Origin of the sequence: uncultured Pluralibacter sp., from assembly GCF_913775985.1 — a bacterium.
In the GTDB taxonomy this organism is placed as follows: Bacteria; Pseudomonadota; Gammaproteobacteria; order Enterobacterales; family Enterobacteriaceae; genus Pluralibacter.
The window spans coordinates 19,447-37,976 of sequence record NZ_CAJYMB010000150.1; the positions used below are offsets into that span (position 1 = coordinate 19,447).

General features: G+C 54.7%; 16 protein-coding genes. 9 read left to right on the forward strand and 7 right to left on the reverse strand.

Annotation, left to right across the window (positions count from 1 at the left end):
- Positions 1 to 2 precede the first annotated feature (2 nt).
- From QZ766_RS20430 to QZ766_RS20440, 3 genes are all read left to right on the forward strand, one after another.
- Positions 3 to 1,391: an ethanolamine ammonia-lyase subunit EutB gene (locus QZ766_RS20430; RefSeq protein ID WP_297206616.1), complete on the forward strand. Its 1,389-nt coding sequence runs from the start codon at positions 3 to 5 to the stop codon at positions 1,389 to 1,391.
- Positions 1,388 to 2,155 (forward strand): ethanolamine ammonia-lyase subunit EutC, encoded by a 768-nt coding sequence (gene eutC, locus QZ766_RS20435; RefSeq protein ID WP_297206618.1) that lies wholly within the window; start codon positions 1,388 to 1,390, stop codon positions 2,153 to 2,155. The genes QZ766_RS20430 and eutC overlap by 4 nt, the downstream gene beginning before the upstream one ends.
- A gap of 601 nt (positions 2,156 to 2,756) precedes the next feature.
- Positions 2,757 to 3,416: a LuxR family transcriptional regulator gene (locus QZ766_RS20440; protein WP_297206620.1), complete on the forward strand. Its 660-nt coding sequence runs from the start codon at positions 2,757 to 2,759 to the stop codon at positions 3,414 to 3,416.
- On the opposite strand, the gene QZ766_RS20445 is transcribed toward QZ766_RS20440, so the two are convergent.
- The 6 genes from QZ766_RS20445 to QZ766_RS20470 all read right to left on the reverse strand — a co-directional run bounded on the left by QZ766_RS20445 (position 3,400) and on the right by QZ766_RS20470 (position 10,262).
- The gene (locus tag QZ766_RS20445; protein WP_297207233.1) at positions 3,400 to 4,092 is read right to left on the reverse strand and encodes a molecular chaperone; all 693 of its coding nucleotides are present in this window, start codon (positions 4,090 to 4,092) and stop codon (positions 3,400 to 3,402) included. The genes QZ766_RS20440 and QZ766_RS20445 overlap by 17 nt on opposite strands.
- A gap of 14 nt (positions 4,093 to 4,106) precedes the next feature.
- Entirely contained in the window at positions 4,107 to 5,714 is a 1,608-nt protein-coding gene (locus QZ766_RS20450) for a fimbrial protein (RefSeq protein ID WP_297206622.1), read from the reverse strand.
- The gene (locus tag QZ766_RS20455; protein WP_297206624.1) at positions 5,704 to 8,241 is read right to left on the reverse strand and encodes a TcfC E-set like domain-containing protein; all 2,538 of its coding nucleotides are present in this window, start codon (positions 8,239 to 8,241) and stop codon (positions 5,704 to 5,706) included. Before QZ766_RS20455 ends, QZ766_RS20450 begins: the two co-directional genes overlap by 11 nt.
- An 8-nt stretch (positions 8,242 to 8,249) precedes the next feature.
- Positions 8,250 to 8,927, reverse strand: coding sequence for a hypothetical protein (locus tag QZ766_RS20460; protein ID WP_297206626.1), 678 nt, complete (start codon positions 8,925 to 8,927; stop codon positions 8,250 to 8,252).
- 63 nt (positions 8,928 to 8,990) lie between these two features.
- Positions 8,991 to 9,575: a common pilus major fimbrillin subunit EcpA gene (locus QZ766_RS20465; RefSeq protein ID WP_297206628.1), complete on the reverse strand. Its 585-nt coding sequence runs from the start codon at positions 9,573 to 9,575 to the stop codon at positions 8,991 to 8,993.
- Between the two features lie 69 nt (positions 9,576 to 9,644).
- Positions 9,645 to 10,262 (reverse strand): hypothetical protein, encoded by a 618-nt coding sequence (locus QZ766_RS20470; protein WP_297206630.1) that lies wholly within the window; start codon positions 10,260 to 10,262, stop codon positions 9,645 to 9,647.
- Between the two features lie 326 nt (positions 10,263 to 10,588).
- Between QZ766_RS20470 and QZ766_RS20475 the strand changes: the two genes are divergently transcribed.
- Entirely contained in the window at positions 10,589 to 10,924 is a 336-nt protein-coding gene (locus QZ766_RS20475) for a hypothetical protein (RefSeq protein WP_297206631.1), read from the forward strand.
- Positions 10,925 to 11,049: 125 nt separating this feature from the next.
- On the opposite strand, the gene QZ766_RS20480 is transcribed toward QZ766_RS20475, so the two are convergent.
- Positions 11,050 to 11,940, reverse strand: a complete 891-nt coding sequence (locus tag QZ766_RS20480) for a LysR family transcriptional regulator (RefSeq protein ID WP_297206634.1) — start codon at positions 11,938 to 11,940, stop codon at positions 11,050 to 11,052.
- Between the two features lie 262 nt (positions 11,941 to 12,202).
- On the opposite strand from QZ766_RS20480, the gene kdgD reads away from it, so the two are divergent.
- From kdgD to QZ766_RS20505, 5 genes are all read left to right on the forward strand, one after another.
- Positions 12,203 to 13,120, forward strand: a complete 918-nt coding sequence (kdgD, locus tag QZ766_RS20485; protein WP_297206636.1) for a 5-dehydro-4-deoxyglucarate dehydratase — start codon at positions 12,203 to 12,205, stop codon at positions 13,118 to 13,120.
- A gap of 16 nt (positions 13,121 to 13,136) precedes the next feature.
- Positions 13,137 to 14,648, forward strand: a complete 1,512-nt coding sequence (locus QZ766_RS20490; protein WP_297206639.1) for an aldehyde dehydrogenase (NADP(+)) — start codon at positions 13,137 to 13,139, stop codon at positions 14,646 to 14,648.
- 33 nt (positions 14,649 to 14,681) lie between these two features.
- Positions 14,682 to 16,028, forward strand: coding sequence for an enolase C-terminal domain-like protein (locus QZ766_RS20495; RefSeq protein WP_297206642.1), 1,347 nt, complete (start codon positions 14,682 to 14,684; stop codon positions 16,026 to 16,028).
- A gap of 147 nt (positions 16,029 to 16,175) precedes the next feature.
- Complete coding sequence (locus QZ766_RS20500) at positions 16,176 to 17,540, forward strand: MFS transporter (RefSeq protein ID WP_297206645.1); 1,365 nt, start codon at positions 16,176 to 16,178, stop codon at positions 17,538 to 17,540.
- Positions 17,541 to 17,791: 251 nt separating this feature from the next.
- Positions 17,792 to 18,517 carry a gluconate 2-dehydrogenase subunit 3 family protein gene (locus QZ766_RS20505; RefSeq protein WP_297206648.1) on the forward strand — a complete coding sequence of 242 codons (726 nt, stop codon included), beginning with the start codon at positions 17,792 to 17,794 and terminating at the stop codon, positions 18,515 to 18,517.
- Positions 18,518 to 18,530: the final 13 nt, after the last annotated feature.

Here is an 18,530-nt window from a genome sequence, read left to right on the forward strand (position 1 = left end):
GTATGTATCGCACGATACTGGCGCACCAGACGTGGACCTTTCCCGCCCTGAAGGTTTTACTGGCAAAAGCGTCCCCGGCCCGCTCCGGGGATCTGCTGGCCGGGGTCGCCGCTACCAGCGATGAGGAGCGGATGGCTGCCCGGCTGGCGCTGGCCGACGTTCCGCTGAAGACCTTTCTTAACGAGGCGCTAATCGCTTATGAAGACGATGAAGTCACGCGGCTGATTATTGACGGCCACGATGCCGGGGCCTTTGCCGCCATTGCCCACCTCACCGTGGGCGAGTTCCGCGACTGGCTGCTGGATGATGCCACCACCGCCGACGTATTGACTGCCGTTGCGCCAGGCATCACGCCGGAAATGGCGGCGGCGGTGAGCAAATTAATGCGCAATCAGGATCTTATTCTGGCCGCCAGTAAATGCCGGGTGGTGACCCGCTTTCGTAATACCATCGGCCTGCCCGGCCATCTCAGCGTGCGGCTGCAGCCGAATCATCCGACTGATGATTTACAGGGCATTGCCGCCAGCATGCTCGACGGCCTGCTGTACGGCAGCGGCGATGCGGTGATCGGGATTAATCCCGCCAGCGACAGCCTGCCGGCTCTCGAAAAGCTCAATATCATGCTTGATGAGGTCATTAGCCGCTTTGAGATCCCCACCCAGTCCTGCGTGCTGACCCACATCACCAACACCATGGCCCTGATGGAGCGCGGCGCGCCGGTGGATTTAGTGTTCCAGTCCATTGCCGGCACCGAGGCGGCAAACCGCAGCTTCGGCATTAATCTTGCCCTGATTGAAGAGGCGCACCAGGCGGCGCTGGAACTGGGGCGCGGAACCCTCGGGGACAACGTGATGTATTTTGAAACCGGGCAGGGGAGCTGCCTGTCTGCCGGGGCGCATCACGGGGTGGATCAGCAAACCTGCGAGGCCCGCGCCTACGCGGTGGCCCGCCGCTTTCGCCCTCTGCTGGTTAATACAGTGGTGGGATTTATCGGCCCGGAATATTTATACAACGGCAAGCAGATCATTCGCGCCGGTCTGGAAGACCACTTTTGCGGCAAATTGCTCGGCCTGCCGCTGGGCTGCGATATCTGCTACACCAACCATGCCGAAGCGGATCAGGATGATATGGACACGCTGCTCACGCTGCTGGGCGCGGCGGGCGTCAGCTTTATTATGGGCATCCCCGGCGCTGACGATATTATGCTTAATTATCAAAGCACCTCTTTCCACGACGCGCTGTATATCCGCCGCCTGCTGGGCCTTAAGCACGCGCCGGAGTTCGGCAACTGGCTGACGAAAATGGGCATTCTCAATAGCAGCGGCCTGCTGCTGCCCGCGCCGCCCACGCATCCTTTATTGCGCGTCATCACCGATGGAGAACTGGCATGACCCTTCCCGATCGCTGGCTGTCTCTCAAACAATTCACCGACGCGCGTATTGCTCTCGGGCGCAGCGGCGCCAGTCAGCCAACCCGCGAAATTTTACGCTTCGGCCTGGCCCACGCGCAGGCCCGGGACGCGGTACATACCCCTTTTGACAGCGACGGGCTTCTCGCGCCCCTGCACGATCTCGGGTTAAAAACCCTCGTTGTGCACAGCGCCGCGCCCGACCGGCATCAGTATCTGTGCCGCCCCGATCTTGGCCGCCAGCTCAATGAGTCCGATCGCCAGCACCTGCGCTCGCTGGCGCTGCCCCCGGCAGATTTAACCTTTGTCATTGGCGACGGACTCTCCTCCTGTGCGGTGCACCGCCAGGCAGTGCCGCTGGTGGCGGAGATTATGCCCTGGCTGGCGCGCCTGGGGATCCGGCCCGGCCCGGTGGTTCTCGCCCACCAGGCCCGGGTAGCCCTCGGGGATGACGTTGGTGAGGCGCTCAACAGTAAAGCCGTGGCGGTGCTTATTGGCGAACGTCCGGGCCTGTCGTCGCCGGACAGCCTCGGGGTTTATCTGACCTGGAAACCGCATCGCCAGCGGCTGGACGCGGATCGTAACTGCATTTCCAATATCCGCCCTGAAGGGCTGAACCATCAGGCTGCGGCATTTAAACTAGCCTGGCTGCTGGAGCAGTGCTTTTTGCGGCGGCTGAGCGGCGTGGTGTTAAAAGATGAAAGCGATAATCCTGCGCTGGGCGGGGTGGTCAGGCTGGGTGGGTGAGAATTTTCCTGCGGGGGAGATACCCCTGTGAAAAGCCTGTTTACTGAGATATGGAGCATTGGCATTTCTGATGCTTTGAGCAGCGCTTGCGCTGACCCTGTAAGGGTGAGGCCGCAGGCCGAATAACGCGGCAAGTGAGTGAATCCCCGTGAGCTTGACTTCCGTAAGTGACCGGGGTGAACAAATGCAGCTAACGTCTATGCAGCTTGAAGTATGACGGGTATAAAAGGAAATCTACTCAAAATTAATTATATATATTCTACACTAAGAGTGTGCTGCTATGGTTCTGGATGATGCTAATATATTATTATTACATCTTCTGCGGGTGGGGTATATTTGTCATAAATTAAGTCCCTTGGTATTTACTGTGCCTGTACGCGCTAATTAATTAATTTATGCGCCCGGAGATTATCTCTCTGCGGCATTGAAATAATAATAATTTTTTATTATGCGGTGTAATGCTTTATTATTATTTGGGGTGGTGTAACTTACAATCCCTTTGACGTGGTTTTATTAATTGATTAGGATTTCTGGTTATTAAGGCTTACGGCCTTCTGGTGCATGATGCATATGTATTATAAAATAATATAGGGAGATTAAATTGATTGGTAATAACTCTAAGGATTTCACTTGTCTTGGCTGTGAGTTAGCGTGTGACTATGCAAACAGTGAGCTTTTTTATGATCTCAAATGCAATGATAAGAAATTAGTTGTCTGGCCTGATGATAATTACTATTTCAAGCTGGCGATTAACGAATTGGTATTCAAACGCTCTTTTTGTTACCATGAAAATGGAATTGTTGTTGTCGATCTATCAATATATCACCTGGCTTTCTTTCTTAATGAAAACTGGATTGATTTCCTGAAAAAAACAAATTTACATGTCACGCTCATTGCCGGCCATGGCATGTTGCCATTGGCTAATTTTTGGGCTAAAAAAGCGGCTGCAAATTGGGCTGTGTTAAATGGTTGTGATTTAATAAACGCGGATTTTAAATCAAAAAAGAAACCTATTAATACGTTCGAGATTAACTTGAATAGCTACCCATCCCTTAGCGATAACGAAATGTACACGCTAAGGCTGATGAAAAAGGGGTGTTCTAATCATGATATTGCCACGCATTTACAGTGTGAAGTCCGTCATGTCTACCGCCTACAGGATGCAATAAGAAAAAAGATGCGCTCACCTAATTTCTTTCGTGGAGTCATGTTCAAACAGGCTATCTCAACAACCTTTAATCATACTACTGCACCGGTTTAGCAAAACAGCCTGAACCCAATTGATGATAGCGCCCGAGGGCGACAATATATTTTTTATTGTTCCCTTGGGCCTCGGGACCTTTCCAGCTTTCACCAGGCAGCATGTAGAACTGTTTTGAGCTTTCATCATCGCCGTTACAGCCCTTTTGTAAAATTACCCGGAAAAATGTGTTTCCCGTATTTCTAATTACGCCACTCTTTTCATCAATGGTATATTTTAGCTCTGTTTTTCGAGGCCGAACCACAAGGATAGTACTCATGGCAACAACGGGAATGATATCCATGTTTTTTTGGGCCTGACGAAACGGAAAGATCGTGATCGGAGATTCCTTGAAAATCACACGATAATATCTCTCAATATTATCATAAGGGCCACGATAATAAAGCTTAAAGTACTCTTTACCATCGGGCTGGATCGTGAATTTAAGCGGTGACCAAATGAGATCTTTAGCACTGGCCAGTACCGCAGATTCATTCCCTGCACCCGGGCGAGAAATTTTATAGGCGGAAATGGTATACAAATTACTGCGGCTGGTATCATTTATTATAGGCCGGGCAATAAAATCTTTGCTGGCATCCATATCGTAGACGATTGCATTAAAATACACGCCGCTGGCCGGGCTGGTAAACAGCCCGAAAAAGAGACTGAGGGTGGTGAAAAGCGCCGCTGTTGTCATTTTCATGAATGTGCCTATTTATCAACCCCAATCCATTTTGCCGTCACCTCGACCGTACCGCTGGCGCTGACTGTCCCCATCCAGTCTTCATCATTGACGGACAGCTTTGAACGCAGGTCGTTCATCGGGAACAGCAGCTTTAACGTGGTGGTAAAGAAAAAACCGTCGTTTACGCTGGCGTTCCACGCCGTTTGAACCCAGGTTGCATCCGTCATATCTACAGGCGCTTCGCTACAGCTATTGCGCACTTTCACTTCACTACCCGTTGATGAAATCCATGACAGATAGGCCGGGATAGGGACCTGAAGGCTCTCGTCGGGGGATTTAAATAAGCAATAGGGGACTCCAGCCAGCGTCACGCTATCCCCTTTAACCTGGGCCGTGATGCTGTCGGCCTGGCGGGCAGCAGACGTTGTGACTTTATAGTCAAATTCGATAGGGGGGCTATCTTCGCCGATTTTTCCAGAGGCTTTAGGATTTGTGCTGCCATCCGTGGAAACGATACTAATTCCATACTCGCGCGGAAGGATATTTAATTTTGTCGAGGGTGTAAACTGATAAAAACCAGATTCTGGTGACACGCTATTCTTAAAGGCAAAGGTAAAGATTCCATCTTTATTGGTTAGATTGGTCCCTGCATTCAAGGCACTTTTGAAGAAATCATTGGACATAAATATATTAACGTACTCACCTGAGGGTGTAAAAATACTGCTATAAGCTTTAGATGTACCAAAATTTGTCCAGGTAACCCCATCACCGCTATATTTTATGTCTGCCGCACCAGGAGTGAATCCAAGGATGGCTTTATCAATGATCATTTGCATAGTCAAAGAGCTAGATAGTACTTTCGTCTCTTTTAGGTTGTAGGCTATCATTCGGCATGAAAGTCCACTTTTTTTATCTACTATTGCAATTTTACAGGAATCGGAACCACTGCTGATACTCGGTGTTCCATCGCTGGCAACCCAAATTTCTGCCATGGCTCCCGTACTTTTTAATTCTAAGTGAGAGATTTTATTCAACGTTAAGTTATAGATACGCCAAGATGCCCCACTGGGCAGGTCTTTACAGCGCTGGCCTGTTTTATAATCATAATCTGTAGCCGTGGTACACAGATTTAATTGATACGTTTCACTATTACCTACTGGCAAGTTTCGAAAATAGACGTAAGCAGTAGGACTCAGAGAGCCAAAACCATAAGAACCGTTATATACGCTATTCCCTGACATCGTATGATAGAAACCTTCCCGATCAAGATGTTCAGCCGCGATATAGCCGCTTGCCGGGCAGGTTGAACCACTGTTCATACAGCGTATTCCAGCAAAAGGCTGGGATATTGAGGAGTTTGATATCCACATATCATAATAACGATTAACGCCCGTCCAGCCAACGAAACCCATGTAGCCGAGACTGACTTGATTGCTCTTATAATGCATCCATACATTGGCACCGCTAAACCGCGGATCTAATTTACTTGAGGTAATAAAATATTCATTGTCTACGGCATTATCGATGAACATATAATCATTTTCACCGCTACCGGACACGGTAGATGTCACTGCTATTGCGGGGCCTGCGGCAATCAGACCCACAACACCCAAACATAAATTCTTAATAGACATTCTCAAGATCTCCTGTGCGGGATGCGGTCTGCTGCTGCATCTGACATGGAATTTCACCGACCCATGCCGCGCCTCTGACATCGGTAAGGTTAAGGTCCGCTTCGCAAATGCCGCCATTCTTGTCCAGCAGGGTAATAACGGGATAGCGCTTATCGACATCCATCGCGAACTCGCCTTTATCGTCAGTGCGGGTTTTGCCGATATGGTTGTGGATGTCCGTATTGGCGTAATAGCTGCCGTCAGGGCGCTTGACGCGACCAAACACCGTCACCAGCTGCTTAACTTCCGGATTGATTACGCTGAGGTTGCCGGGATAAAGCACCACTTTGCTGCGCCGTCCGCTAACGATATCCACGCTGTCCTCAGAGTTCTTATCATTCATCAGCTCGACGTTGTATTCGGCGTAAGGGGGAAGGGTGATGAAATTACTTTTACCCGTCAGCGGGTAGCTCTGGCCGTTAATCTGCGCCATCATCTTGCCCTTCTCGCTGAAGTTGGTATTCACCACCAGCCCGGCGTTCTGCGTGCCGTTGCTGGCATAGAAATCTTTTTGCGTCCAGGCAATGCTGCCCTGGGAGCTGAGGCTGATATTGGAACTGTTGTCAGAGGAGCGGCTGGCGGAAACGGTGCCGGTATTGTATTTGGTGTCGTAGCTGGCGAAGCCATTTGCCGCAAAATCGCCGGAACTGTAGCCGCTGTCATCGCTATTTTTTTGCTTAAGGCGTTTTGACACCGACGCACCGGCGCTGGTAATGACGCTGTCGTCGAACTGCTTCTGAACCTTGAGGTTTGCCAGCATATCGCCGTTCTGACTTGAGACACCGGCGCTGACCGTGGTACCGAAAGGAATGGAAATATCGATGTTGACGTATTTGTCGCGTAAGTTGGTGCGATCGTCATACTGATAATTCTGGATCCCGGTACGCAGCGCCACAGATCCGTAGCGGTTTGCCAGCAGGGACTGACTGTAGTCCACGTTGGTGTAGGTGCTGCCGTTATATTTATTATTGGTGCGGCTCACGGACAGGCTGCCGAGAAACGAGGCCGCCTTGCGCAAGTTGGCGGTAGCGCCAATCGATACATAATCATTTTTCTGCATGGAAAGCCGATTACCCACGTGCCCGTACTGGCGCGATCCCCACAGGCTGCCGTAACCCTCTGGCAGGCTGTAATTAACGGTAGAAATACTTTGCCAGCTGCTGTCAGTGGCGAGCATTGCCTGCTGATTAAAGCTGAACGCGTCGCTGAGAATCACGCTGACTTCGGATTCGTTAACGCCATTATTGTCAAAACCGTACAGCGTCGATTTCAGGTTCACGCCGGAGAGCCACGGCTGGCTGGTCGCACCTGAGACGCCGGCAATCCAGGTATTCTTCTTCCCGTAGCGGGTATTTTTGTGATCGCGGTAATCCGTTCTGTCATATTCCAGATTGCCGCCGAACATCTGCCAGGTGAAGTTGCCGGTCAGGCTGGATTTGCGGGCAAAGGTTTTGTTGATATTCGCCGTGCGGCTGCTGACCTCGCGGCCGTTAATGATCACTTTCACATCCACATCGTAAATACCAAACGGCAGGCGGGAGGTATCAAGTTCGTAGCTGCCCATTGAGAAATTCTGAATACTCAGCAGCTTGCCGTTGCGGTAAACGTGTACTTCACCTGCGGCAGGAAGAAACACCGTTACCGGGGTCAGCGACAGGGTATTGTCTTCAATCTGGGTGCTGCTTTTGTTTCCGTAACTGGCACCATAAATGCGGCTGGAATTTAGTGCGTTCATGCTGGCAATAGACTGCAGGTTCCACGTATCCACCATGCCCATCGCCAGCCGGTGTCCGGCAAAGTCGCGTTCGTACATCGCGCGGTAGACTTTACTTTCGCGATCGGATGTCCCGATGCCGTACACCGAGCCGTTGAGATTGACGTGGTGCTCGCGCAGCGACAGCGTGTTGTCCAGGGTCAGGTAGCTGCTGCTGTTGTCGCTGCCGCCGTATTGACTGTAGTAGCTGCCGAAGGTGTAGTTAAGCACGCTTGATAAATGCTCTGCGGTTGATTCGCCGAGCATATTCGAGCGCGGCAGAATAGCGGCATTCATAGCCTCGCGGTTTACTGTCAGCTCAAGATAAAAGGAGCGCGTCTCCAGAGACAGGGAGGCGTCCTTATTGAGGATAATACGCTTGCCGTCGCCGATACTTTTATTCTGCAGACCAGCGATCATGGCTTTAATCTTTGGCGACAGCTCGGTGCGATCGGGAAGGTCGCTCAGCGTGACCTGCTGAATTGCAAATTCATTATCTTTGATCGTCAGTATCGCCTCGGCGATTTTCTGGTTGCTTCGTTGAGTATTGGTGTCGCCCGCGTAACGAATAAAAATAGGCACGGTCATCCCCTGATACAAAGCATTAGCGAAGACCGCAGGAATAACATAATTATTCACTTTTACTGGTGCTGTTGGGTTTGCAAGTAAACTCTGATTTATAGAGAGCAATAGTCCAGCAAACAGCGTCCCTCTGACATAGCCCAGATTATCCATAATAGCTCTCAGTTTACATTAATATACTGTTCACCGTGCCAGATGCCGACTCTGGTTTTTTTATTTGTGAGGTCTGTATATACTATTCTTGCGCTTACGCCCGGCATCACATAATAGCGCTCGCGGCAGCCTTCACCTGAATCCTTTGATTTATCTTTGCACGGGCCGTATGAAATAATGCGGAATGAGGCATTTCCCGTATTGGTAACAACACCGTTCTTCCAGCTAAAATCGAATTTTTCCTGGCGCGGTGCGACCACCAGAATGGTACTGATAATCGCCGAGGTGGTTGCTTCACCCTGTTTTTTACTTTTATTGGCTTCGAACTCGGTCACCGGCTCATCGGTCCACGATACGCGGTAATAACGCTCTTTGTTATCCTCCGGGCCTTTATAAAAAAAGCGGAAGTTATCTTTGGCATTGCCGGGCAAAATCATGCTGGCGGGCGTGGATAACAGCTCTGATTTTGACTCCATCGGAATAATAATGCCGCCTTCCATAGGGGATGACAGGCGCTGAACGGTGACGCTAACGTAGCGCGCGGTGTCAGTGACGTTGGCAATTTCTTTTGCCAGGCTACTTTTATCGGGCTCCATCATGGAAGTGACTTCACCTACGTTAATCGCCTGGGCCGACAGAGAAACAGCGCAAAGAGAAAGAGTGAACAGCAGTGAGTTGCACTTCATAGCCTTTCCTTGAAGAGGGCCGAAGCCCTCTTATTTATTACGAGGGAGGAGTTTTTCGCAGAATTAGGCGCTGGTGGTCCACACGGCGGTGAACTGTACGCGAACGTCGCCGCTCCAGTAGCCGTCGGTCAGATCTTCAAACTGAGCAGCGGTGCTGCCGTCTGAAGTTGCGGAATCGATGGAGAAATCGAAGTTACCCTGGGTGCTGGTACGGTCAGCACCTGCGTAAGCGGTGGCTACAGCCAGCGCATCAAGACCCGCAGATACGTTGCCCTGGGTATCGATCATAGTGACCGGCGTTGCTTCGCTCAGCGCCTGTCCGTTCCACTTCACGCCCACCGCAAGGGTAGAAGCATCGGTGGTGCGGCTCAGAGTGTTGTTAACAATCTGGGAGGTCAGTTTGAAATCTGTCGCGCCAGACTGGCCTGCGATAGTAATATCAAACGCGCCTTTCTGGGTATTAAACGCTTTGATACCTTCCGCATACTGGAAATTCAGCGATTTCAGCGGGGTAACAACCAGCATGCTTTTGGTGTCTTTCGTTGCGCTGGCATCCCAGGTTGCAGTAGCGGTTGCTGTTACATCAGCAATAGCGTTAGCAGACAGGCATGCAGCGGCGACGATACCGGCGAGTACGATTTTTTTCATTCTTTATATTCCTGAATTAATAAATATCCATTGATTTATCGCGGTATGGCAATAAATTTCTTACTGATACTAACTGGAGATAACTGTATTTAATTTTCCCCTCCCTCCCATCTTTTTTTGCAAAATACCCTTTGCATAATAGATTCTTTTTTCATTAATCTGCAGCGTTTCGGACATCTCTTTGATGTTCTTTTCAGCCAGCATGAGATCGAGTACAGCTATCTCAAGATCGTTAAATTTGGTGTTGGAAGCGCGACGATCGTGATGGCCGGTAAAGCAATAATTGATTATTTTATCAATTTTAGCGTAGTCATCATTGCTGGTGATGACTGTCGAAATTAAATGTGATTTCGCTTTCCAGTAGAATGCTAAAGGCTCCATCACTTTATCAGTGACAAGGATTAGCTTTAACCCTGATTTTGATAAATTCTGCAACCATTGGTTATTAGTAAAGTAACGAATGTTATGACACGAGAAATCAACAAAAATAAATCCCGTATAGGAAAAGTTATAGTGTGAATTCAAGATTAAAAATTGAATTCCTAACCTTAAATAATAATTATTATCAGGCCATAAGGTGTACTGGTTCTCAACGCACTTTACTTTTTTTATCGTTGGCGGCGCAAGAAGATCGCAGTGTAAGTGGCAACTCATACACTTTATTTTTTTATCGGTGTGCGATGGCATATCCTTTTTATTTCCCTGTTTCCTGTATTTCACCGCATGTGATGGAGGGGATAATAAGTTTAGAAACATCATGTTTCAATGCGTAAAGCCTGTCATGTCAATCGTAAAGACTATGGAAAAGTCCTATAAATTCACAGTGAAAGAAATGCTGTAACGCGTTCTATTTGTCGTGGTTATGGATTGTGCGTTTTTTTATCGAAAGAATAATGCTAAGAATTTTCCCTGTGCGTTTAGGATTTTTCCTTAGAAATTAGCGATGTTGGTTAAAAAAAAACAGCACTAAATGCAAACCGGAAGGTTAATGGTGGTGTAGTTATGTTTAATTTATGTTGATTTTGTTTTGTTTTGGTTTCTTTTTTGTTTTAGTTTTTGGTGTGGCGATCTCGAAACACCCTGGCAGATCAGTTTTCCATTTTCAGTACGATGGCCGTTTTTTGATTCAGCCAGGCTTTTTCATGTTGTCCGCGCTGGCGTGTTTGACGCCTGTGTTTCTACTATTTTGTAATTACATGCTCAGCAACAAAGATGAGGCTTCATTTTATGTGAATAAGGCCGGTGGCTCAAATCCCTGCGGCAACTGTTTAGAAAAGTTCAAGTTTTACGAAAATGTGACGCTTACTGGCGTTATGTCAGGAACGCGTATATCGAGCGCCCGTCTGTAACAGCGCGCAAGCGTCATATGCGCAGGCAGGCCCGCAGCAGAGTGGCAAGAGAAGTGGATATTTTGCTGATGAACGTTGGTGATTGAGCTCGTTGGAAAAGAACCCCTCATTCCCGGCACTATCCCTTACCCCAGCTCCCCCACAATAAACTCCCGCAGCCTCTCTTCCGCCGCTGAACCCGCCTGTTCCCGCCAGGCAATCCAGGTTTCGGCCTGCCTGGCGTCGGGCCACAGCGGTCTGAACGCCACGCCGGAGATACCCAGATAGCGGGCCGAAGCCGGCACCAGCGCCATGCCAAACCCGCGGCTCACCAGCGCCATAATGCTATGGGTCTGGCTGATGTGCTGGACGAAGATCGGCTGCGGGGAGACGTCCGCCATGATTTCCAGCGTCATTTCATAGAAGTAGCGGCCCTCGTTCGGCGCGTAGGTGATCATTGGCTGCTGGCGCAGGTGTTCGGGCAGGATCTGTGCCTGCTGCGCCAGCGGGTGGCTGTCGGGCAGGGCCAGCAGCATCGGCTCGCGGTGATAGCGGTGGTGGATCAGGCCGGGCTGGGCGGCAATGGTCGGGCGCATCAGGGCCAGGGCCAGGGCCCCGCTCTGCAGGGCGTCGACCTGTTCCGAGGTGACCATCTCCTTGAGTACGATCTCGATGCCGGGCAGCGCCTGCTGCGCCCGCGCCAGCAGCTCGGGCACGAGGTAGTAGCCTGACACCGCGGTGAATCCCAGCGTCACCCGTCCGGCGTGGCCGCTCTGAATGCGCCTGGCGGTATCCACCGACTGCTCCGCAATTGCCACCATCTGGCGCGCCGACTGCAGGAAAAACGTGCCGGCTTCAGTCAGGCGCACCAGCCGGCTGTTGCGCTCGAACAGGCGCACGCCTGTCGCCTCTTCCAGCAGCCGAATCTGCCGGCTCAGCGGCGGCTGGGTCATAAACAGGCGCTCGGCCGCCCGGGCGAAGTGCAGCTCTTCGGCGAGCGCGATAAAGCACTGCAATTTCTTAAAGTCGTTAAACACGGGTCATTCTCCGGTTGTTGTTAAAGCTGCGGCGGCTGCGATCGCCTTCACACATTTACGTCTTTCTTTCGGCGCGGCGGCGGCGGGGGCTGCGCCGCAGACCTACTGGCAGAACAACGATTCAATGATTGAATCAATATATACAACTTCTGAATTAGACGTGAATCATTGCCTGTCGATAATCACTCTTCATGGAAACATTTTATTCACGATGGTTTTCGCCAGCGGGTGAGTCGAAGGCCGTAACTGCGAGTGCAATGCGATGATGACACCTCAAGAGTTAAAACAGATCCTCTCTCAGGGACTGCTCTCCTTCCCGGTGACCGACTTTGACCGCGAAGGGAAATTCAACCCGCGCGGCTATGCCGAGCGCCTTGAGTGGCTGGCCCCTTACGGTGCCAGCGCCCTGTTTGCCGCGGGCGGCACCGGCGAGTTCTTCTCGCTGGGCGCGCAGGAGTACAGCCAGATCGTGCGCACCGCGGTAGATGCCTGTGAAGGCACTGTGCCGATCCTCGCCGGAGCAGGGGGGCCGACCTGCCAGGCTATTGATTTTGCCCGTGAGGCACAGCGCCAGGGCGCTGCCGGGGTACTGCTGCTGCCGCACTATCTGACCGAAGCGAGTCAGGAAGGTATCGCTGAACACGTTATACAGGTATGCCAGTCGGTGGATATCGGCGTGATCGTCTATAACCGCGCCAACTCGCAGCTGGACGATGTTCAGCTGGCGCGGGTCGCGGAGCGCTGCCCGAACCTGATCGGTTTTAAAGACGGCACCGGCAACATCGAAAATATGGTGCGCATCCGCCGCACGCTGGGGGATCGCCTGACCTATCTGGGCGGTCTGCCCACTGCTGAAGTCTACGCCGCCGCCTATTATGCGATTGGCGTCCCGGTTTACTCCTCGGCGGTCTTCAACTTTATTCCCAAAACGGCGATGGATTTTTATCGCGCGGTGCAGCATAACGATACGGCAACCATTAACCATCTGCTGGACAGCTTCTTCCTGCCTTATCTGACCCTGCGCAACCGCTGCGCCGGCTACTCGGTGAGCATTGTTAAAGCCGGCGCGAAGCTGGTGGGCCGGGATGCCGGGCCGGTTCGCGCCCCGCTGACCGATTTGAAAGCAGATGAACTGGAGCAGCTCGACGCGCTTATTCGCCAGCTTAGCCCGCAGTCTTAAGCATCAGGAGAACACAATGACTTTAACAGGCGAAATGCTACTTGGAAGCCGCCGCAAGCGCGGGCAGGCAGGACATTTTCAGGCCGCCGATCCGCGCACCGGCGAGTCGCTGCTCCCGGAATACGGTATCAGCGATGACGATGACGTTGCGCAGGCCGCCGGGCTGGCGGCACAGGCTTTTTACCCATTCCGCACCGCGCCGCTGGAGACCCGCGCCCGCCTGCTGGACGGGATTGCCGATAATATTGAGGCGCTGGGGGATACCCTGATTGAACGCGCTGCCGCGGAAACCGCGCTGCCCGTCGCCCGCCTGCAGGGCGAGCGGGCGCGCACCGTTGGCCAGCTGCGCCGCTTTGCCGCCGTGGTCAGGCGCGGCGAGTTTCAGCGAGTGGCGATTGATAGCCAGCAGAGCGACGACCTGCGGCTGGTAAAAACCGGGCTCGGCCCGGTGGCCGTCTTCGGCGCCAGCAACTTCCCGCTGGCGTTCTCGGTAGCGGGGGGAGACACCGCCTCGGCGCTGGCCGCCGGTTGTCCGGTGGTGGTTAAGGCGCATCCGGCGCATCCCGGCACCTCGGAGCTGGTGGGCGACGCCTGCCGCCGCGCCGTTGAAGCCAGCGGTCTGCCGGAAGGTGTTTTCTCACTGCTGTACGGCGAGCGCGAAACCGGCAGCGCGCTGGTGGCGCACCCGGCCATTCAGGCGGTCGGTTTTACCGGATCCCGCGCCGGCGGCATGGCGTTGATAGACATAGCTCGCCAGCGAAAAGTGCCGATCCCGGTGTACGCCGAAATGAGCTGCATCAACCCGATTTTCCTGCTGCCGGGTGCCCTGCAGCGCCGCGCGCAGGCCCTCGGCGGCGAATTTGTTGACTCGCTGACCCTCGGCTGCGGCCAGTTCTGCACCAACCCCGGGCTGGTGATCGCCTGCGCCGGCGACGATCTGGATACGTTCCGTAACGCTGCTTCTGCGGCGCTGGCCGATAAAGCAGCGGGCGCACTGCTGACCCGCGGTATTGCCCGGGCCTACCGGGAAGGCGCCGACCGGCTGGAACAGCAGCCCGGCGTGCAGGTGCTGGCGCGCGGCCAGCAGGCGAACAACGACGGCCAGGCGCAGCCGCTGCTGTGCCAGATTAGCGCCGACGATTTTCTGGCCTCTGATGTTCTGCAGCAGGAAGTCTTTGGCCCGGCGTCACTGATTGTGGTCTGCCGCGACGCGCAGCAGCTCGAAGCTGTTGCCGGGGCGCTGGAAGGGCAGCTTACCGCCACGCTGCACCTGGCGGACGGCGATACGGCGCTGGCCGGACGCCTCATGCCGACGCTGGAGCGGATGGTGGGGCGGCTGCTGGTGAACGGCTTCCCTACCGGGGTGGCGGTCTCGGCGGCGATGGTGCACGGCGGTCCGTGGCCCTCAACTTCATCGCCGCTGTATACCTCGGTGGGCGACAGCGCCATCGAGCGCTTCCTGCGCCCGATCTGCTATCAGAACTTCCCGACTGAGCTGCTGCCCGCGGCGTTGAAAGACGATCAATAACCGACGGCGCAATAACAATATAAAGGCTGAACGATGAATAAAATCTCCTCGTGTACCACGCCAGTCGTGACCGGCTACCGGGTCGTGCCGGTAGCGGGCTACGACAGCATGCTGCTGAACCTGAGCGGCGCGCACGGCCCGTTTTTTACCCGCAACGTGGTTATTCTGGAAGACAGCGCGGGCCATGCCGGGCTCGGAGAAGTGCCCGGCGGGGAAGCCATCCGCCAGGCCCTCGACGCGGCTCGGCCGCTGATTGTCGGCCAGCCGATCGGCGAATACAGCGTGCTGCTTAACCAGTTCAACCAGCAGTGGAGCGCCATCAAAGAAGAGGGCCGGGGCGAGCAGACTTTCGATCTGCGCATCGGCATTCACGCCTACACCGCCCTTGAGTCGGCGCTGCTCGATCTGCTGGGCCAGTACCTCGGGGTGCCGCTGGCGGCGCTGCTGGGGGAAGGGGTTCAGCGTACCTCCGTGCCGGTGCTGGGCTACCTGTTTTATATCGGCGATCGCGCCAGGACCACGCTGCCCTATCTTTCCGGCGACGGCGGCAATGACGACTGGGCGCGGCTGCGCCGCGAGGCGGCGCTGACGCCGGAGGCGGTGGTGCGGCTGGCCGAAGCGGCCCATGCGCGCTACGGCTTTAAGGATTTCAAGCTCAAGGGCGGCGTATTCAGCGGCGAAGAGGAGATGCTGGCGGTTGAGAGGCTGGCGAAAAGCTTCCCGCAGGCGCGGATCACCCTCGATCCTAACGGCGGCTGGCTGCTGGACGATGCCGTCGCGCTGTGCAAGGGACGCGGCGATATTCTGGCCTACGTGGAAGATCCCTGCGGTGCCGAGCAGGGCTTTTCCGGTCGGGAAGTGATGGCCGAGTTCCGCCAGGCCACCGGCCTGCCTACCGCCACCAACATGATTGCCACCGACTGGCGGCAGCTGCAGCACGCGCTGCAGCTTAACGCGGTGGACATTCCGCTGGCGGATCCGCACTTCTGGTCGCTGCGCGGCTCGGTGCGCGTGGCGCAGACCTGCGCGGATCGCGGCCTGACATGGGGATCGCACTCCAACAACCACTTTGATATTTCACTGGCGATGTTCACCCAGGTGGCCGCCGCGGCGCCGGGCAAGATCACCGCCATCGACACCCACTGGATCTGGCAGGACGGCCAGCGCCTGACCCGCCAGCCGCTGGCAATTGAAGGCGGGGAGATTACCCTGCCGGCGAAAGCCGGGCTGGGGGTCGAGCTTGACGAGGCACGACTGGAAGAGGCGCACCAGCTGTACCTGCGCCACGGTCTGGGGCAGCGCAACGACGCGGTGGCCATGCAGTTCCTGATCCCCGACTGGCGTTTCGATCCTAAACGACCGGCGCTGCTGCGCGGGTAGCCTTCCCGACGCGGGCCGCTTCAGGGCCCGCGCGTAACGATCCAGCCGCGGCGCGCGGTGACGTCAGCTGCCAGCCGGTGTCCTGCCGACAGCCGGGCCCCTGTTCCTGCCAACCAGCCCCGGCATCCGGGGGCAACGGGAGTGTCCATGAGTATCAAAGAGTCCACAGCGGTGCCCGCCCCGCGCGAGGCGGCATTAAGCGCCACCCGTCCGGGGCATTTACGCTACGCGATCCTGGCGCTGATTTTCATTGTCACGGTCATTAACTATGCGGATCGCGCCATTTTGTCGATTGCCGGCACCAGCCTGGCGCAGGATGTCCACCTCGATCCGATCCAGCTGGGGATGGTGTTCTCGGCGTTCGGCTGGGCCTACGCCCTGGGGCAGATCCCCGGCGGCTGGCTGCTTGATACCTTTGGCGCCCGGCGGGTGTACGGCTGGAGCCTGATCCTGTGGTCACTGTGTACCGCGCTGCAGGGCCTGGTCAGCAGTCTCGGGCTGATGGCCGCCTCCGCCACGCTGTTTCTGTTTATGATGCGCTTTGCGCTGGGCATGGTTGAAGCACCGGCGTTTCCCGCCAACTCGCGGATTGTCACCTGCTGGTTCCCGACCCGCGAGCGTGGTACCGCCTCGGCGCTGTTTAACTCCGCACAGTATCTGGCGGTGGCGATCTTCACCCCGCTGATGGCGGTGCTGACCGCGCGCTTCGGCTGGCAGCACGTCTTCTTTATCATGGGCGGTCTGGGGATCGCGCTGGCGGTGCTGTGGTTCAGTTTTTACCGCGAGCCCCACCAGCACGCGCGGCTGGGATCGGCAGAAATGGACTATCTGCGGGCCAACGGCGCGCTGGTGGATCTGGAGCTGAACCGCAAAACGCATAAAGATCCGCTCACCTGGCACAAGCTGCTGCAGCTGTTTCGTCACCGTAGCCTGTGGGCGGTCTATATCGGGCAGTACTGCATCACCGCGCTGACCTACTTTTTTATCACCTGGTTTCCCATCTACCTGATCAAAGAGCGCGGCATGTCGATTATGGTAGCGGGGTTCAGCGCGGCGATCCCGGCGCTGTGCGGCTTTACCGGCGGCATCCTCGGCGGCGTGCTGTCGGACTTCTTAATTAAAAAGGGCTGCCATCCTTCTCTGGCGCGCAAAATTCCCTACACCCTCGGCATGTTTATGGCGATGGGGCTGGTGCTGGCGAACTTTGTCAGCACCGATTCGGCGGTAATAGCGATTATGGCCATTGCGTTCTTCGGCAAGGGCCTCAGCGCCGTGGGCTGGGCGACGATTTCCGATATCGCCCCGGCGGGCATGGTGGGGCTCAGCGCGGGAGTCTTTAACGGGCTGGGAAATATTGCCGGTATCGTGACGCCGCTGGTGATCGGCTACGTGGTGGCTACCAGCGGATCTTTCGTGGACGCCCTGTGGTTTGTCGGGCTGCACTGCCTGATCGGGCTGCTGGCGTACGCGTTGCTCGCCGGACGTTTTGAGCGAATTGTCGTGAAGGTATAGCGATTGTTTTAGCCCGGGTGAAGTATTTTGCCCGGGCATTTTCGCACACTGCACTTTGATATAACCCGAATTATTCAGGAGAAAAAATTAAGAGTAAACAACCAATAATACAAAGGGATACCTGTATTTCACCCGGGCGCTGAATGCTGTAAAAAATAACGTTTAATTAACGGAGCGCCCTGTAAAACAGAACATTTATTCTCTTATCGTTAACCCCTTTTTGAGTCACTTCTTTGTGAGGAATGCACCCCATGACGTTTCAACGTCCCACCTCCCGGCGAAAATTTTTGCTGGGTGCGCTAATGGCCCTTCCGGCCAGTACGCTCATTGCCAAAGGGCTTACCGCCGCCCAGGCCGCAGAAATGGCGGCCCCCGATCTTGCCGACTACCGGCCGATTTTTTTCTCCCCCGCGGAATGGCAGTTCATTCTTGCCGCCGCCGACCGCCTGATCCCCGCCGGCGGCAAGGGCAAGGCGCCGGGCGCGCTGGAAACTAACGTCCCTGTCTTTATTGACCAGCAGATGCACGGCGACTACGGCCAGGAAATTTACATGCAGGGCCCATTCAATCCCCACGCGCCCGCGACGCTGGGCTACCAGATCCCGTTCTATCCGCAAAAAATCTACCAGCGCGGAATAGCGCTCGCCAACCAGTGGTGCCAGCAGCATCTGCAGCAGCCTTTTCACCGCCTGAGCCACGCGCAGCAGGAAGAGGTGCTGACGAAGCTGCAAAAGAACGAGGTGGATTTTGGCGAACTGGGGGAGGAGAGCATGAAGGCCGGGCACTTCTTCAGCCAGCTGCTCGCCGATACCAAACACGGCTACCTCGCCGACCCGATGTACGGCGGCAACAAAGGCATGAAGGCCTGGATAGCGATTGGCTTTCCCGGTGCCCGTGCCAGCTACCTCGAATGGGTGAAGCAGCACAACATCCCCTATCCGCTGGGGCCGGTCAGTATTGAGGGCGCGCGCGCCTGATTTGCATTGCGTT

Excerpts from the sequence above, each read along its gene's own strand:
- QZ766_RS20430 (WP_297206616.1), top strand. The coding sequence starts at position 3 with ATGTATCGCACGATACTGGCGCACCAGACGTGGACCTTTCCCGCCCTG.
- eutC (WP_297206618.1), top strand. The coding sequence starts at position 1,388 with ATGACCCTTCCCGATCGCTGGCTGTCTCTCAAACAATTCACCGACGCG.
- QZ766_RS20445 (WP_297207233.1), bottom strand. The coding sequence starts at position 4,092 with ATGACAACAGCGGCGCTTTTCACCACCCTCAGTCTCTTTTTCGGGCTG.
- QZ766_RS20450 (WP_297206622.1), bottom strand. The coding sequence starts at position 5,714 with ATGTCTATTAAGAATTTATGTTTGGGTGTTGTGGGTCTGATTGCCGCA.
- QZ766_RS20455 (WP_297206624.1), bottom strand. The coding sequence starts at position 8,241 with ATGGATAATCTGGGCTATGTCAGAGGGACGCTGTTTGCTGGACTATTG.
- QZ766_RS20460 (WP_297206626.1), bottom strand. The coding sequence starts at position 8,927 with ATGAAGTGCAACTCACTGCTGTTCACTCTTTCTCTTTGCGCTGTTTCT.
- QZ766_RS20465 (WP_297206628.1), bottom strand. The coding sequence starts at position 9,575 with ATGAAAAAAATCGTACTCGCCGGTATCGTCGCCGCTGCATGCCTGTCT.
- QZ766_RS20470 (WP_297206630.1), bottom strand. The coding sequence starts at position 10,262 with ATGCCATCGCACACCGATAAAAAAATAAAGTGTATGAGTTGCCACTTA.
- QZ766_RS20475 (WP_297206631.1), top strand. The coding sequence starts at position 10,589 with ATGTTGATTTTGTTTTGTTTTGGTTTCTTTTTTGTTTTAGTTTTTGGT.
- kdgD (WP_297206636.1), top strand. The coding sequence starts at position 12,203 with ATGATGACACCTCAAGAGTTAAAACAGATCCTCTCTCAGGGACTGCTC.
- QZ766_RS20490 (WP_297206639.1), top strand. The coding sequence starts at position 13,137 with ATGACTTTAACAGGCGAAATGCTACTTGGAAGCCGCCGCAAGCGCGGG.
- QZ766_RS20495 (WP_297206642.1), top strand. The coding sequence starts at position 14,682 with ATGAATAAAATCTCCTCGTGTACCACGCCAGTCGTGACCGGCTACCGG.
- QZ766_RS20500 (WP_297206645.1), top strand. The coding sequence starts at position 16,176 with ATGAGTATCAAAGAGTCCACAGCGGTGCCCGCCCCGCGCGAGGCGGCA.
- QZ766_RS20505 (WP_297206648.1), top strand. The coding sequence starts at position 17,792 with ATGACGTTTCAACGTCCCACCTCCCGGCGAAAATTTTTGCTGGGTGCG.